The organism is Mesobacillus thioparans, assembly GCF_965138835.1.
GTDB classification, from domain to species: Bacteria; Bacillota; Bacilli; order Bacillales; family Cytobacillaceae; genus Mesobacillus; species Mesobacillus thioparans.
In genome coordinates this window covers 16,977-31,399 of the sequence record NZ_CBCSFH010000001.1, presented here as the reverse complement: position 1 = coordinate 31,399, position 14,423 = coordinate 16,977, and the positions used below count along the sequence as shown (strand labels likewise).

The following is a 14,423-nucleotide window of genomic DNA, read 5'->3' as shown; positions in this document are numbered from 1 at the left end:
TTTCTCAATACATACGTCTATTCATTATAAGGTGTAATTTTTATCCAAAATAGGTATCTTGTACTGAAAATTACTGAATGGATGTGAGGGTCAAATGAAAAAAATGTTAAAATTCCTTTTTTATTTTATTTTAATCTTTTCGCTAGCTTCCTGTAATATGCAAGATAATGAAAATGGCAGCCCTAAAGCCAATGGAGAATCTCCGTCAGCAGGCAAAGAAAGGCCTAAACCTATTGTAAAGGGTGTGAGGGATGTTGATGTCTTGAATACTCATGGAAGCATTGATGGGATCGAAAGGATGCAGCGTTTCTATGAAGATATGAAGAGTGGGGAGTCATCAGATTTACGTATCGTGTTCTACACGATTGAAGGGGATCCAATTGTGAAGGATTTGAAATATAACGGGGAGTCTCTTGAGGTGAAAAATGATTCGACCCGTGATACATATGGTAGTGGGGAAATAGAAACGATTAGCTGCGGCCAATTGATCGAAGAAGTGAATCCTACCAATACCTCTTACATAGCAACTGATTGTAAAGAAGTTCCATACGGGATGGAGGAAATCATAGAAATTGAATATAACGTGAGCCAACAGGATTTGTTTGAAATTGACTTAAAGTACGGAGAGAATCTTGAGAACGAAATCAATACGAAAACCGCCACCATAAAAAAGAAAAACGGTGTTACGGAACCGTTTCATATGAATGAAAATGTGAAGCAAGAAATGTATAATAGACTAGTTTTTGCGAATTATTTAGGTGAAAAAGGAGGTCTTTCCTCCTGTGATCAGCCGGACGCTATAAAATACAATTTAAAGGTGTATATAAATGGTGGGCAGCAGGAAATTAGCTGGAAGGAATGTGATGACAGCCAGGAGGGGCTGAAATTTACAAAGATTGCTAATTATATTATTGCGCAGTCTGACCAGAAACAAACAGAAAAACCGGAAGTAATTGTTCAAGGCTATGTGCTAGAACGTGAGAACAACACTCTGTTAATTGGAGAAGAATTAAATAAGCTGGATTATGAATGGATGAAAGACGAAATAAAGCAGATGGACATGGATTCATTTATATTTAATTTTACCGTATTAGAAGGAGTTCCTGTTGAAGAGTACCAACTTGGTGATAAAATTCGAGCAACAATAGACGGTAACATCATCGGATCGAAGCCAGGAAGAGCCAAAGTGAAAGAAATTAAAAAAATAAAGTAGGTTCGATTCACACACACACCCACCAAAATTCATAAGTGAGTAAGCGCTCAGTATACTGGGTGGTTTTTGTAAGAAGATAAGTTGCTCTATGTCCAACTTGGCAATGTGAAATTTTGTATTTAGAAGTTTAAGGAACATCATGCTTTTGATGGGTTTTCGGCTTGGGATTCTGAGTAGTCCATTATAAAAGACATACCAACTTTTATAATAGGGCTATTGCCTATTGTAATCCTTAATCATTTGTTTCATTTTATTATGATGAAAGGTGCATTGTAATCACGCTCGATAAGATGGTATGGGGATTGCTGAGTTGAAAATTAGAAAAATGGAATATGGAGAAATAGAGACTGTTAGGAATCTAAGGTTGGAAAGTTATCAAGGGTATGAACAATTTGTTTCAAAAGAGCATTAGGCAGCTGGTAGTGTCGTTTTGTTTCCAGCATCCATTCAGGCTTATGAATGGAACGAAAATATTCAGGATTATCCTGAGGTGCGTATGCTTTCTGTTAAACCTATGATTCGCAGCAAAGGGATTGGCGGAGCACTAGTCGAACATTGTATAAAGGTTTCAAAAGAAGAAAATAATTCACATATCGGCCTACATACAGCTTCTTTCATGAAAAAAGCAATATCGCTGTATGAGAGAAGGGGATTTGAACGGATACCTGAACTTGATTTGGAACCAATGAATGATGGAATTATTGTAAAAGCCTTCAAAATGGATTTGAAAAAGGACTCTTTATGAGTTCTTTTTTTCTGGAAAATAAACGTTGAAGTAATTCTCCTATGGATATTTTAATGACGAGGACGAACTTGTGTTTATTGAATTAAGTGCAATTTCTGAGATGAAAAAAGAAAAAGGGAGTTCCTTAATGGACTCCCCTAATGATGAGACATTGTTTCTATGTCTTCATTGGTTATTTTTCATCTCCTAAAAACTTCTCCATAACATCTTCATTTCGGTCAAAATCAACCTCCAGCACTTCTCCAACTCCTTCATAACGTTCATTCTCGAAACTGCCGTCTTCGGGAAGGCGCATGGTTTGTATTTCTCCGGTTTCATTGGTCAGGATGTCTTTTCCGATGGTCAGGAGTGTGGATGTTTCAATATCGGTATCGACATATGAACCTAAAACTTTTAATAATTCGGGGAGCTTGGCCACGCTGTTAAGGCTTATGGCTTCGTCTTTCAGTTTTGAGACTACTTCCTGCTGTCTTTGGACTCGTCCGAAGTCGCTTAACCTGTCCTTGCGGAAACGGACATATCCTAATAGTTCTTCTCCATGCAGCTGTTGTGTTCCTTGTTCGAGGGTCATCCCGATTCCTTCAGACATTTCATATGGTATGTCTACTTGAATTCCGTTTGGGACAAGGAGGTCGACTGCTTTTACGAAGCCTTTAAAATCTACGACCGCATAATGATGGATGTCGAGACCCAAATTCATTTTTATCGTTTTCCTGAGTAATTCGGGACCGCCGAATGAGTAGGCAGCATTTAATTTTTGCTGTCCGTGTCCAGGTATTTTCACATACATATCCCTCATGAGCGAGATCAGTTTTACCTTATGCGTTTTCGGGTTGTAATGAGCAACCATGATAGAATCTGTCCGTGCTGCTTTTTCTCCGCGAGAGTCACTCCCCAGTAAAAGGACATTCACTGCCTCTTGGGTATTCTTCTCTCCTTGAAACGATTCTGCTTCAGCCTTTTTTAATGGTTGGTTGAATGCTTGATAAGTTCCTTCTATGTAATGAAATACGGTAAAAAGACCAACAGTAAAGATCCCAATGATCAGCAGTGCGCCAACCACTCGTCCCCATCTGATTTTTCTGGCTTTCTTTTTTGTCACTATAACACCACCCGGTTGAACTTTCTCTTTTTACCAGAAGTGCCATTATCCCATAAAAAGATTTCAGTTAGTAGTAATTTAGGTTACAGTTGTTTGAAATTCTGTTAACAGAGTTTTTGATTTAAAGAGGTCATAATAGAATTCGAATATGTTTATGTGAAATTTAATTCGATTACTGTTTCACTGCAAATTGTTCCAGCAAGAATAAAAGCGGTTTATACAAAGCTAACTTCCCTAAGTAAAAGTGCGCTGGCATTATAGGCAGCTGAAAGCCCGGATCTATTGATCGCCTCTTTTTTAACTGCTTTAAACGGCAGCATAACCTTGAGTGGTTTTTTAAATGGCGAAATGGAAAGGGTGACAGTTTCATTGTCTAACCATTTTGCATGGATCGGTTTTTCCCCAGCAAAGAAGAATCTCTGCGGAAACCCATTCCGGTAAAAATAATGCTCTTTGTCTTTTGGTGTTCCAGGTTCATTGAGGCAAATGTACAATGAGAGATTGTCGCAGAATTTTAATAGATTTAAATGGAAAGAGAGGACCTTGTCATGTATAATCTGTAATTCTTTCAGTAAGAGCTGCTGTCTTTGTTTTTCTTCGTTCCAAAAATTCTTACCAATCGTGCTTGTTGCATCTTCAAGGAAGGAGGCATAATGGAGGCTGCATAGCAAGCCGGCGTAAGGATCCATCTGCAGGACTTCATCGATCCCTCTTTTGTAAAAGGCAAGTTTGGGGCTGCCAGGGTAATCCATGAATGAGTAGGGCTGCTGGGTTTGTTCGTTCCATAAAGGGTCTTTGTCAGCCTCAATCCAACATCGATCATGCTCTCGTACAGCGAGAACCACAGACTCCTTCCTGTCTAATCCCTCAAAATAATCATCTCTCCAATTTACAGCAGCTTGCATAGAAATCCTGGCATGGTCATGCTGGGCAACCATGATGAAATCTTTTTCTCGTTCATTAATGATCATGTCAATCACCCCTTAGTTTATTATTCGAAATTATTTGGAAAACTACTAAAATTTAAGTATTTAAGGTATTTCAAAAATAATGATATACTTTTTAAGGAAAAGATGCTCGCGCTTGTGTTTTTTAGTGTTGCTGCGAAAGTATCTTCTCTGTCTTTTTGGATCCTATAATAGGGCATATGTTACTGCGCTCGTTTATACTACTAATAAAGAATCCTATTTTAATCATCAATCACTCTGTACTCCTTTTGGTAACTTGACTTATTTAGAAAAGGAAGTTTCTCATATGAATGTATTTCAAAAGCTTTTTTCAAAACAAAAGAAAGTGAACATCGAATTTTGTCAGCGCAATTTAGAGCAGTTTTTAAAAGAAGAACATTACGTTGAATATAATGAATTCTTGAGTCGGAAAAATGTGAATTATAAGGAGTTCGAATGCCAGAGCAGATGCAAGGAATGCCGGTTATCTCCATATGCGATGGTTGAGGGAGAGTTTGTGAGTGCAGATAATTCCGGTGAATTGCTTAAGAAAATGGCTCAATATTTAGATTGAAAACCGCTCAGGGACATTACCTGAGCGGTTTTCTTATTCTATTTAGAAGTGCTTGTTTTATTAAAGTGCTTTAGTAATTCTGTCAGAACCTGACTGTAGCTGGATAGGCGTTCCTGGATTCTGCCTGGGTAGGCGGTTTCGATGAAAGCGAGTGTGTCGTTTTCAGTGTGCCAGACACCGCCATATTCCATCGTTTGCTCATATCCGTCCAAATCGCCAATTTCCCAATTAGTAGATTCCAAGTAAGCAAATGGGATGCCAAGCTCATTAAACGGAGCGTGGTCGCTCCAGTCACCTGTTGTTCCTGCTGGATAGTGTTCATTCAGACCTGGATTTATGCCGATATCAAGCTTTCTTTTTTCTGCAATTTTCAAAGCTTGTTCCCTGATGAAGCCTGCATCACCCGCGCTGCCGTGGATGTACATTTTGTCGCCAACAGCAAGACTGTCGAGGTTGATCATTCCAACCGTGTTGTTAATTTCGGCTGCTGTCATTTGGCTTGCATAAAAATTCGAACCATTCAAACCACCTTCCTCTGCTCCGAAAGCGATAAATACGATGGAATATGGAGTTGATACCTTTTCCAGGACCTGTGCTGCTTCAAGCATCACCCCAACTCCAGATGCGTTATCATCTGCACCCTTGCCAGTCTTAACTGAATCATAATGAGCGCCTACAATGATTTGTTGAGGTGATTTGCCTTTTTTGTATGCAATCACATTCGAAGAAGAGAGTGATGTACCCTTTTTTGTAAAAGAAAACTCCTGCACATCTGGGGTGTAACCTATCTCTTCAAATTGTTTCTTAATATACTCTTTTGCCAAACTTTCTCCGTCGGTACCAGTCACTCGGCTGCCTATTTCTTCAGATAAATACTTAGTATGTTCATAGGCGAGTGCTCCAGGTTTATGTACGACAGACGGGGCATACGCCCAGGCACTTCCTGAGGCAGAGAGTAACAGAACAAAAGCAGCTAGAATGGACCAAATCGATTTCTTCATAGAATTTCCTCCTTTTATATAAAAATACAACAATACGCATAATTATAAATTAACTTAATGTTTATAAAAACAGACTATTTTCCTAGATTTGTATAAATTTGCGGCATAAAGCATATTTTGATTTGAGGGAGGGGAGGAACTTGAATTTTGAAATGCAAAAAACCAACCTATTAGCTGAAAATATCAGGGGTTTTTCCGACTTTGTCCAAAAATGCTATCGGGAGAAATCGGGATTGATTTTAAATCACGATAAATTGTATCAGGTAAGGTCGTGGGTAGAAGAGTATAAATTTCAGTCGCTAGCTGCTGAACTGAAAAGGATTAATATGTTTGAATGGGATGAAAAATACACATTATTGCTGGTCGACAGGTTCAGAAAAGGATTTAGTATTATTGAACGCTATGTTGAAAATAACTCTGATGATCTATTTATTTTGACTGCTCGAATGCATACGTTGAAAAATTGTTTAAATTGGTTTAGACACGAACATCAACCAAAATAGAAGCACCGCACGGAGGGACTCGCGTGCGGTGTTTTGTGTTTAATGGTCGTGCCCGCCGCCAGGACTTACCGGAAGAGCATATTCTGGGATCGCATCATAGACAGCAGTATCTGCATTTTCAACAGAGCCATCTGCAATGCTGTTCAACACGGCCATCACTGGAACTTTTGCCGTTTCCTTTAACATCCCGTTTTGTTTTTGGCCAAGTGTCTGGGTTTGTCCTTTTATTTCAATTAGCATTGTTGCTGTACCATTCAGCTGGATGGCGCCTAGACCCGAACCCGGATAGTTGACCGTAGGGTATTTTTGAATGGCTCCGTAAGATGAATTTCCTCGTTGCAAGGATTCATATGCTACTGCATTTACTTTTTTGCTTAATGCCAATACTTCAGGGTCCAGGTCATAAGTTTTCTCACTGAAAGGATCTCTGTATGGCTTGGTCGTGAATTGCGCGAGCAGCTGTATGGATACGGAACGGCTGTCATCTTCAGAAAGGCGATTGAATCCGCGGTGATGCAGGTCAATTGCAACGTCCGGATTCAGTTCCTTAACCAGTTTTGTCAGTGCACGTGTTTCTGGAGAGAAGACCAGCGATGCCCGAGAACCATTGTTTGTGCCTCTTTCATTTAAAATACTTGCTACTTTGGCCGGATCCTTGCTGATTTCTTCACTTACGTCAAATTCATAGTCTGGATGAAAATCTCGGTTCAGGTCAAATCCTGGAATTCCATAGACAACTTTGCCCTCATTATTTTGTCCTCGTTCGCTTCCTTCAGCATTATAATACCACGGGGCATTCGTGCCGGAAGGGAGACCCAGTTCCTCTGGATTCCAGGTTTGATGGGAGTATCGAGTTGGAAACGGCTTCCCTTCATACAGATTGGCAGTACCGTCCGGATTGATCCGCGGAACAAACCAGACACTGACTTTATCCAGAATATTTTTCGCTTCTTGTCCACCAGCTGCCAGCTTTTGCATTAATTCAACAGCTGCCTCGGTTCCAAGTGTCTCATTGCCATGGATCTGAGTATAAATTAATACCCGCTTTTTATCCGGATCATTGTCCCCGAATTTGCTGACGTATAACGGATAGCCGTCATTAGAAGCACCGAATTGCTCCAGGACCATCCTGCCATTGGAGGCTTTTTCTATCTGTATTAATTTTTTTTCGAGTTGCTCATTCGACATAAGGCTTTCAAAAGAAAGATTCTGTTCATCCTGAACCCATGGACCATTTGGGGTTGTTGTTGAGTCTGCGAAACTTGGAACGGTTGTTCCCAGCAGAGAAGCAGAAATCAAACCGGTAGTCAGTATGTAACCTAGTACTTTTTTCTTTTTCATTCAATCTTCCTCCTCCTTGTTAATAGTTTCCAAAACATCTTAACATGAGGATAACAGGAATAATATATTTATTCTGAATTTTTAGAAAAACGGTTATTTAGTCATACGAAATAGATAGGAAATTCGATTCAAGTATTATAAATCTGTAACAAAGTTTACGAGAGACCATAATGGCGTAATAATAGATACAGTTTTTACCCTTCTTGGTATAAGTTAAAGTTTAACCCAATGATTCACTAGTGTGATATGATGGTAAGCCTGTTAGCCTATTAAAGGGCCTGTAGAGTCTAATAAACCAAACAGGAGGTTTACTATGAAAAAAATTCTTATGCTGGTTTCAATCCTAACATTAGTTATTGGTTCATATACAGTGTATGCTGCGGAAACAACAAAAACCAATCAGGCGGATACATTGAAAACGAAAAAGGTGGATGTTGACGTCAAGGAGTCTTCAATCACGGATAAGCGTTTCATTAAGGAAGAGGAAGTGAAACTTCTTGCACGCCTTGTCCACGCGGAAGCAAAAGGTGAGCCATATGAAGGCAAGGTGGCTGTGGCGGAAGTTGTCTTGAACCGTGTGGAGAACGAACAATTTCCTGATACTGTAAAAGAAGTCATTTACCAAAAAAACGCATTCCAGCCGGTCCAAAATGGTGCAATCAATAAACCGGCGAGTGAAGAAGCGATCAAAGCAGTTGAAGATGCACTGGAACATGAGAATAAAACAGATTGCCTTTACTTCTATAATCCGGAAACAGCAACAAGCAAATGGATTTTCACTCGTGATGTCGTAAAGACGATCGGGAAACATGCATTTGCCATCTAAAAGCGCGTACAGCATAAAGGCTGCGCGCTTTTTTGCTTTTTAAAAGAGATAAAACCTGGGAGCCAGCACATCCGCCACAGTATTATCATTTTTATTAACGGGAAAATTATTATAAAATAAGACTTACCAATTAGTGGAACGAGGGTGGTCTGGTGAAAAAGTATTCGGTAGCAATAACACTGGCTATATCAATGCTTTCATTGATATTGATGTTGTTTGGTCTTGGATGGACAATTCAGAACCAATTTTTCAGCAAAGGAGCAACAGGTGCGATAGAACAGGCAAAGTCCGTAGGGGATGTACCAGCAGAAAAAGACGCCAAGGTAATTGTCGCTCTTGGAGATTCGCTGACCAGGGGAACTGGGGACGACAAAGGGAAGGGTTACATTGGCTATCTGGTCGATGAGCTAGAAGAAAAATCAGATGAAAAAATCTCAATACATAACTACGGAGTCAAAGGTTATCGATCCAATCAACTGCTGGAACAGTTGAAACAGAGTGAAATCCGGAGGAAAATCCAGAATGCGGATTACATATTAATCACGATTGGCGGAAATGACCTGTTCCAGAGCGGACAAACGTTTTTAGAGATGGATGAAAAGAAAATTGCCCAGACGAAGGAAGAGTATCTTAAAAATCTTGATTCGATCCTGACAGAATTGCGAAGCTTGAATGATTCAGCAGTCATTTTCCATATTGGTTTGTATAACCCGTTCATCGATTTGAATGATTCAGCAGCGACCACGAAAATTGTCCGTGACTGGAATTACGAGACCAATAAGCTTCTTGATGAGCGGCAGAAAGCGATTTATGTACCGACCTTCGATTTGTTCCAGCTGAGTGTGAACGACTATTTATACACAGATAAATTTCATCCCAATGCAGAGGGATACAGACTGATTGCGGAACGGGTCGCGTCTTTGATTACATGGTAAGGGGGGAGAAGGATGAGTGAGATTACGCTGTCTGTAAAAGGGCTGAGAAAAACAATCGGCAAAAAAGAAATCATCAAAGGAATCGACTTTGATTTAAGAAGAGGGGAAGTCTTTGGATTTCTAGGTCCCAATGGAGCGGGCAAAACGACGACCATCCGCATGCTTGTCGGATTGATCAGGCCAAGTGCCGGGACAATTGAAATAGGCGGTTATAATGTAAGGAAGAATTTTACGAAAGCAATGTCGCAGATGGGCTGTATCGTGGAAAACCCCGAACTCTATTCCTATTTGACAGGCTGGGAGAATCTTGAGCATTTTGCCAGGATGCTTCCTGAAGTGGATCGGGACCACATGGATTATGTCGTCAAGCTCGTACGCCTGGAAGAACGGATCCACGACCTGGTCAAGACGTATTCCCTCGGGATGCGCCAGCGTCTCGGAATAGCACAGGCTTTGCTTGGCAAGCCGAAGGTGCTGATCCTTGACGAGCCGACAAACGGACTGGACCCAATGGGCATAAGGGAAATGCGGAACTTTATCCGTTATTTGGCGGAGGAAGAAGGGTTGACCGTTCTTGTATCAAGCCATCTGTTGAGTGAGATCCAGCTGATGTGTGATCGGGTTGCTATAATTTCGAGAGGCTCGGTTATCAAAGTCGATTATGTGGAAAACCTTTTGGCTTTGCAGGAAAAAGTCATCTGGCAGGCAGAACCGCAAGATTTAGCTAAAGAGATCTTAATTGGAGTCACAGATGTTCTGGATGGTCCTGATGGAGCAATTATCACCCCTTATATAGAAACTCAATCAGCAAAATGGAACCAGATGTTGGTCGAAAAAGGGGTTCAAGTGAATGCGATGAACAGGAAATTGCCTGCGCTTGAAGATCTGTTCCTTGAGTTGACTGGAGGTGAATCGATTGATTAACCTGGTCAGGAATGAGATGCTGAAAATCGTCCGCAAAAAGAGGATCCTGATAGTGGCGGGAATCATCGCAGTTTTGGTCGCCCTTTTTACTTATTCACAGTACAGGGAAATTGAAAGACGGCTTGAACGTTTCGGTGACGTAGATTGGCGGACGACCTTGCAGCAGCAGATCATCGATACGCAAAACAGGGTAACAAGCAGCGGGATTTCTGATGAGTGGAAAAGCGAGCTGCAGCTTAGAATCCAGCAGCAGCAGTATTATCTTGATAACAATGTGAACCCGATGGAGCCTGGTGCGCCAAGCTTTGCGAGGGTGTTCGCCGAGCACTCGATCAACTTGTTCCTGCCATTGATGATCATGGTGGTCGCGGCGGATATCGTTTCTTCTGAGCGAACTGCAGGAACGGTAAAGCTGCTGTTGACACGCCCGGTCAAGCGCTGGAAAATACTGATGAGCAAATACATTTCATTGATTTTGTCCGTTTCGATCATCGTCGTCCTGTTTGGAGTGCTCTCCTTTCTGATATCCGGGCTCATATTTGGTTATCAAGGATGGACAGCACCAGTAATCACCGGGTTCAGTGTTGAAGGGAATGCGTTGAACACGAACGCAGTCCAGATGATTCCGCAGTGGCAGTATCTGTTGATGGAGTTCAGTCTCGTCTGGTTTGTGGCGCTGATTGTAGGCACCATCACCTTCATGCTATCCGTACTGATCCGTAATACACCAGCCGGAATGGGCGTCATGCTCGCCGCGCTTATTTCAGGAGCTATACTCAGCACAATGGTTTCCTCATGGGAGTCCGCAAAATACTTGTTCATGATCAATCTAAATCTGACAGGATACCTATCCGGCCAGGCACCGCCGATCGAAGGAATGTCACTGGGCTTTTCACTGGTGGTGCTGGCTATTTGGGGATTAGCGGCCTTAATCGTTTCATTTGCTGTGTTTATTAGGCAGGATATCTATTAAAATAATCAAACCCTGGCCGAATTTGGTCGGGGTTTGATCATTTGGCGATAGTTTCGGTTATTAACTTAGAGATATAGACGGTTAGAGAGAATATATAGACGGTTGTCGGTTTTTTTTTAACGGTTAGAAAGAATATATTAACGGTTGTCGCGTTTTTTTAAACGGTTAGAAAGAATTATTCGAAGGTTGAAAGGGTTTTTAGGAGCAGAAAAATATTTAAAAAATCCTGCAATCACGAATCGCAGGATTTTCTATTCACAGCTTGCGCACCCTGAAATTATTCTGCAATACTGGCCAATTCTGCGGAAAAGAGGGCCCAAGCACCCAATAACTTACACCGCGCAATCCGTATTCTTTTACCGTGTCGTATCTTGCTTGCACGCTTCTGGCATCTTCGTACCATACTTCATGCTGCTGTCCGTTTGCGTCTGTATAGCGGAAGAAGGGTGATTGATATTGATCGTCGAACTGTATGTTCACACCCTGCTGTGCGGCAAGCTCAACTGCTCCTTTTGGACTTAGTGTCTTTGCATAGGTTCCCTGCTCCCACGGGATGTTCCAATTCCTGCCATACAAAGGCACACCCATCAATATTTTTTCACGCGGAATGGCTGTGACTGCATAGTCCAAAACTTTCTTCACTTCGTTAATCGGCGCGATTGCCCATGGCCTGCCGCCGGACCAGCCCCATTCATACGTCATGATGATTACAAAATCGACTATTTGTCCATGTGCATTATAGTCGTGGGCTTCATACAGCAAGCCCTGCTGGTCGGCTCTTTGTTTCGGAGCCAGGGCGGTCGAGACGGTATAACCCGCGGGATGCATGCGGGCAACGGCTTTTCGGAGAAAGTTATTGTAGTTTTCTCGGTCTTCGGGATACACGTACTCGAAATCTATATTCAGTCCCATATAACCTTTTTCTTTCATTTCAGCTAGTGCATTGGCAAGTAGTGTGTCTTGTACAGCTGGATTTCGCAGGATGGCAGCTGCCTGGTCTGAATTGAACGAGCCATCCGCTTCATTTGTGATTGTGAGCAGAGGGGATGTGTTAGTCCTTTTTGCAGCCTGAAGAATATTTGAATCCTGCAGTTCGATCAATTCACCGCTTTCACCCACCTTATAGGAAAAAGGCGATAGATAGGTGAAAAGAGAGCCATATTTTAAGACAGTTTGACTTCCTGCTTCACTCATCCTGGTAATATAGGCATTAACCTCGATTACTGGTTTTGCAGGAGCAGGTATCCTCAAAACATCCCCTGGGTAAATAAGAGTGGGGTTCGAAATATTATTTGCCTCAGAAATTTGGTTAACTGTCACTCCATATCGCTGTGCAATTGCCCAAAGGTTCTCCCCGGACTGAATCCTATGTAAAAAATAAGGGAATTTAAGCAACTGGCCAACAAAGATCAATGACGTGTCCGCTATATTATTATAGCTTGCGAGTTCCTGGAGATTCACTCCGTAACGGGAGGCGATTGACCATAAGCTGTCACCCTGCTGGACAACATATTCCCTGTAATTCTCCGGGATCACAAGCGACTGTCCGACTACTAATACATTTGGATTATCGAGTTCATTCGCTAATATGATTTGATCAATCGTTGTCTTGTATCCCTGTGCAATTTTCCACAGACTATCCCCCGGTCTAACGACATGTATATTCACAGTTGATCATCTCCCAATTAATCGTCCCTTTTATCAAGATATGCGCGTAAAAGCTGTCCTATTTTTCAAAGAGGTAAATTCTGAAAATTGAGAATAAGACGTATGCTTTTAGCCGGGTTAGTATATAATAGGTAGAAAACTAGAAAGACAAAAGGGGAAAATGGTATGGTGACGTACGGAACTTTTTTACGATTGGTAGAAGAGGCAGAGAAGTTGAATTGCAAGGTGATTTATGACTCCAAGAAAAAAATCAATTTTAATCCTAATATGTCCATAACGATTCCATTGTCGACCACACTTGAAAATGTATATGCTTTCGCACATGAAATTGGTCATCTAATTGATTTTGTGAAAGGTGAGCTTGATTATGAAAAATGGCTGAATGATTGGTCCTACAGGATCACGGCGGAGATGAGTGCCTGGGTTCATGCCTACAAAATCCTTAAAGACTTAAATGTACCGCTGGATGGGTGGAAGGATCATGTCGATTCAAAGCTCTCGACTTATTTTAAATATCATGAAGTGACTGCATAGACTGGCTTAGGCTGGTCTTTTTTTATGAAAAAATAAAAACGGACTGGTTTACGAACGTTTGTTCGGGATATAATGAAAGTAAGTAATCCCGAAAGGATGGTCAGCATGAGAATACGAGACAGAGGAAAGCTGAAATTTATGCCAGCACATTTTATGCCGGAGCATCGCGCCTTATTGAGAGAACTCGCCCGGGATGAATTAAGACAGCCGCATCCGCTTCTCGACGAATACGAAATCCAGGAAATGGAGAACAAGATTTGCTGCGCGATGGAATATACATACCCAGTCATCATCTCCAAATGGGCGGACGGCTTTACATATGAAGAAAAAGGGCATATCCATTTTCTCGATCCCATCCGGAAGGAGGTTCGGATGGTCACTGAAGATGGCAGCGCAATTGCCATCAATTTTGATGATATTGTCGCTGTAGAGGTAGACAAAAGGGTAAAATGAACGAGAGGTGATTACAATGAATGAAAAGCAATTGGTTGGCGAGAAGGCGGTTGAGTATATCAAGGATGGAATGGTGGTTGGACTCGGGACTGGTTCCACCGTTTATTATACTATTAAAAAACTCGGTGAATTGGTAAAAGGCGGGCTGAAAATCAAAGGAGTGCCGACTTCGGAGCTAACGGCGGCACTCGCGAATGAAGAAGGAATTCCTTTGGTCGATTTGAAGGAAATAGAAGCCCTCGATGTTGCCATTGACGGAGCAGATCAGGTAGATTCACATTTAAATTTGATAAAAGGCGGCGGCGGAGCGCTTTTGAGGGAGAAAATTATTGCAAACGCTGCTTCCATTTTTATTGTGGTTGCTGATTCTTCTAAAGTCGTAAACCAGCTCGGTGCATTTCCACTGCCCGTGGAGGTCGTCCAGTTTGGCGTTGATATGACATCAAGGAAAGTCGCCTGCCTTGGGTGTGTACCAAAGTTAAGAGTCAGGGAAGGCCAACCATTCATCACGGATAATGGGAATTACATACTGGATTGTGACTTTAAACGAATTGAATCTCCCGCTGAACTTGAGATGAAGCTGAACATGATCCCGGGTGTTGTGGAGAATGGGCTGTTTGTAAATTCGGCTTCCAGGGTGATAACGGTCGAGAATAACGAAGTAATCGAGAGTGTAAAGTAGGG

General features: G+C 41.7%; 16 protein-coding genes. 11 read left to right on the top strand and 5 right to left on the bottom strand.

Annotated elements, in window-relative coordinates:
* Positions 1 to 94 precede the first annotated feature (94 nt).
* Positions 95 to 1,213 (top strand): DUF4362 domain-containing protein, encoded by a 1,119-nt coding sequence (locus tag ACNAZ4_RS00170; protein WP_415812180.1) that lies wholly within the window; start codon positions 95 to 97, stop codon positions 1,211 to 1,213.
* Positions 1,214 to 1,643: 430 nt separating this feature from the next.
* Positions 1,644 to 1,958, top strand: a complete 315-nt coding sequence (locus ACNAZ4_RS00165; RefSeq protein WP_415812179.1) for a GNAT family N-acetyltransferase — start codon at positions 1,644 to 1,646, stop codon at positions 1,956 to 1,958.
* Positions 1,959 to 2,130: 172 nt separating this feature from the next.
* On the opposite strand, the gene ACNAZ4_RS00160 is transcribed toward ACNAZ4_RS00165, so the two are convergent.
* Together ACNAZ4_RS00160 and ACNAZ4_RS00155 are read right to left on the bottom strand one after the other, a co-directional pair.
* Positions 2,131 to 3,060, bottom strand: a complete 930-nt coding sequence (locus ACNAZ4_RS00160) for an LCP family protein (protein ID WP_415812178.1) — start codon at positions 3,058 to 3,060, stop codon at positions 2,131 to 2,133.
* 215 nt (positions 3,061 to 3,275) lie between these two features.
* Positions 3,276 to 4,031 carry a DUF3891 family protein gene (locus tag ACNAZ4_RS00155; RefSeq protein WP_415812177.1) on the bottom strand — a complete coding sequence of 252 codons (756 nt, stop codon included), beginning with the start codon at positions 4,029 to 4,031 and terminating at the stop codon, positions 3,276 to 3,278.
* Between the two features lie 283 nt (positions 4,032 to 4,314).
* Between ACNAZ4_RS00155 and ACNAZ4_RS00150 the strand changes: the two genes are divergently transcribed.
* Positions 4,315 to 4,581: a DUF1450 domain-containing protein gene (locus tag ACNAZ4_RS00150; RefSeq protein ID WP_415812176.1), complete on the top strand. Its 267-nt coding sequence runs from the start codon at positions 4,315 to 4,317 to the stop codon at positions 4,579 to 4,581.
* A 38-nt stretch (positions 4,582 to 4,619) separates the two neighbouring features.
* Here the strand turns inward: ACNAZ4_RS00150 and ACNAZ4_RS00145 are convergent, their stop codons facing one another.
* Entirely contained in the window at positions 4,620 to 5,582 is a 963-nt protein-coding gene (locus ACNAZ4_RS00145; RefSeq protein ID WP_415812175.1) for a M20/M25/M40 family metallo-hydrolase, read from the bottom strand.
* Positions 5,583 to 5,722: 140 nt separating this feature from the next.
* On the opposite strand from ACNAZ4_RS00145, the gene ACNAZ4_RS00140 reads away from it, so the two are divergent.
* On the top strand, positions 5,723 to 6,085 hold the full coding sequence (locus ACNAZ4_RS00140) for a hypothetical protein (RefSeq protein ID WP_415812174.1): 363 nt from the start codon (positions 5,723 to 5,725) through the stop codon (positions 6,083 to 6,085).
* A gap of 39 nt (positions 6,086 to 6,124) precedes the next feature.
* Here the strand turns inward: ACNAZ4_RS00140 and ACNAZ4_RS00135 are convergent, their stop codons facing one another.
* Positions 6,125 to 7,426 carry a M14 family zinc carboxypeptidase gene (locus ACNAZ4_RS00135; RefSeq protein ID WP_415812173.1) on the bottom strand — a complete coding sequence of 434 codons (1,302 nt, stop codon included), beginning with the start codon at positions 7,424 to 7,426 and terminating at the stop codon, positions 6,125 to 6,127.
* Between the two features lie 313 nt (positions 7,427 to 7,739).
* On the opposite strand from ACNAZ4_RS00135, the gene ACNAZ4_RS00130 reads away from it, so the two are divergent.
* From ACNAZ4_RS00130 to ACNAZ4_RS00115, 4 genes are all read left to right on the top strand, one after another.
* The gene (locus tag ACNAZ4_RS00130; protein WP_415812172.1) at positions 7,740 to 8,252 is read left to right on the top strand and encodes a cell wall hydrolase; all 513 of its coding nucleotides are present in this window, start codon (positions 7,740 to 7,742) and stop codon (positions 8,250 to 8,252) included.
* Positions 8,253 to 8,404: 152 nt separating this feature from the next.
* A complete protein-coding gene (locus ACNAZ4_RS00125; protein ID WP_415812171.1) occupies positions 8,405 to 9,187 on the top strand; it encodes an SGNH/GDSL hydrolase family protein in 783 nt (260 codons plus the stop codon).
* Between the two features lie 12 nt (positions 9,188 to 9,199).
* Positions 9,200 to 10,111: an ABC transporter ATP-binding protein gene (locus ACNAZ4_RS00120; protein ID WP_415812170.1), complete on the top strand. Its 912-nt coding sequence runs from the start codon at positions 9,200 to 9,202 to the stop codon at positions 10,109 to 10,111.
* On the top strand, positions 10,104 to 11,084 hold the full coding sequence (locus ACNAZ4_RS00115; RefSeq protein ID WP_415812169.1) for an ABC transporter permease subunit: 981 nt from the start codon (positions 10,104 to 10,106) through the stop codon (positions 11,082 to 11,084). The genes ACNAZ4_RS00120 and ACNAZ4_RS00115 overlap by 8 nt, the downstream gene beginning before the upstream one ends.
* 255 nt (positions 11,085 to 11,339) lie before the next feature.
* Here ACNAZ4_RS00115 and ACNAZ4_RS00110 read toward each other — a convergent pair whose 3' ends face one another.
* Positions 11,340 to 12,752 carry a LysM peptidoglycan-binding domain-containing protein gene (locus ACNAZ4_RS00110; RefSeq protein ID WP_415812168.1) on the bottom strand — a complete coding sequence of 471 codons (1,413 nt, stop codon included), beginning with the start codon at positions 12,750 to 12,752 and terminating at the stop codon, positions 11,340 to 11,342.
* Between the two features lie 165 nt (positions 12,753 to 12,917).
* Here ACNAZ4_RS00110 and ACNAZ4_RS00105 point away from each other — a divergent pair, with 165 nt between their 5' ends.
* The 3 genes from ACNAZ4_RS00105 to rpiA all read left to right on the top strand — a co-directional run bounded on the left by ACNAZ4_RS00105 (position 12,918) and on the right by rpiA (position 14,421).
* Entirely contained in the window at positions 12,918 to 13,286 is a 369-nt protein-coding gene (locus tag ACNAZ4_RS00105; RefSeq protein ID WP_415812167.1) for a hypothetical protein, read from the top strand.
* 105 nt (positions 13,287 to 13,391) lie between these two features.
* The gene (locus ACNAZ4_RS00100; RefSeq protein ID WP_415812166.1) at positions 13,392 to 13,739 is read left to right on the top strand and encodes a YolD-like family protein; all 348 of its coding nucleotides are present in this window, start codon (positions 13,392 to 13,394) and stop codon (positions 13,737 to 13,739) included.
* 16 nt (positions 13,740 to 13,755) lie between these two features.
* Positions 13,756 to 14,421 carry a ribose-5-phosphate isomerase RpiA gene (gene rpiA, locus ACNAZ4_RS00095; protein WP_415812165.1) on the top strand — a complete coding sequence of 222 codons (666 nt, stop codon included), beginning with the start codon at positions 13,756 to 13,758 and terminating at the stop codon, positions 14,419 to 14,421.
* Positions 14,422 to 14,423: the final 2 nt, after the last annotated feature.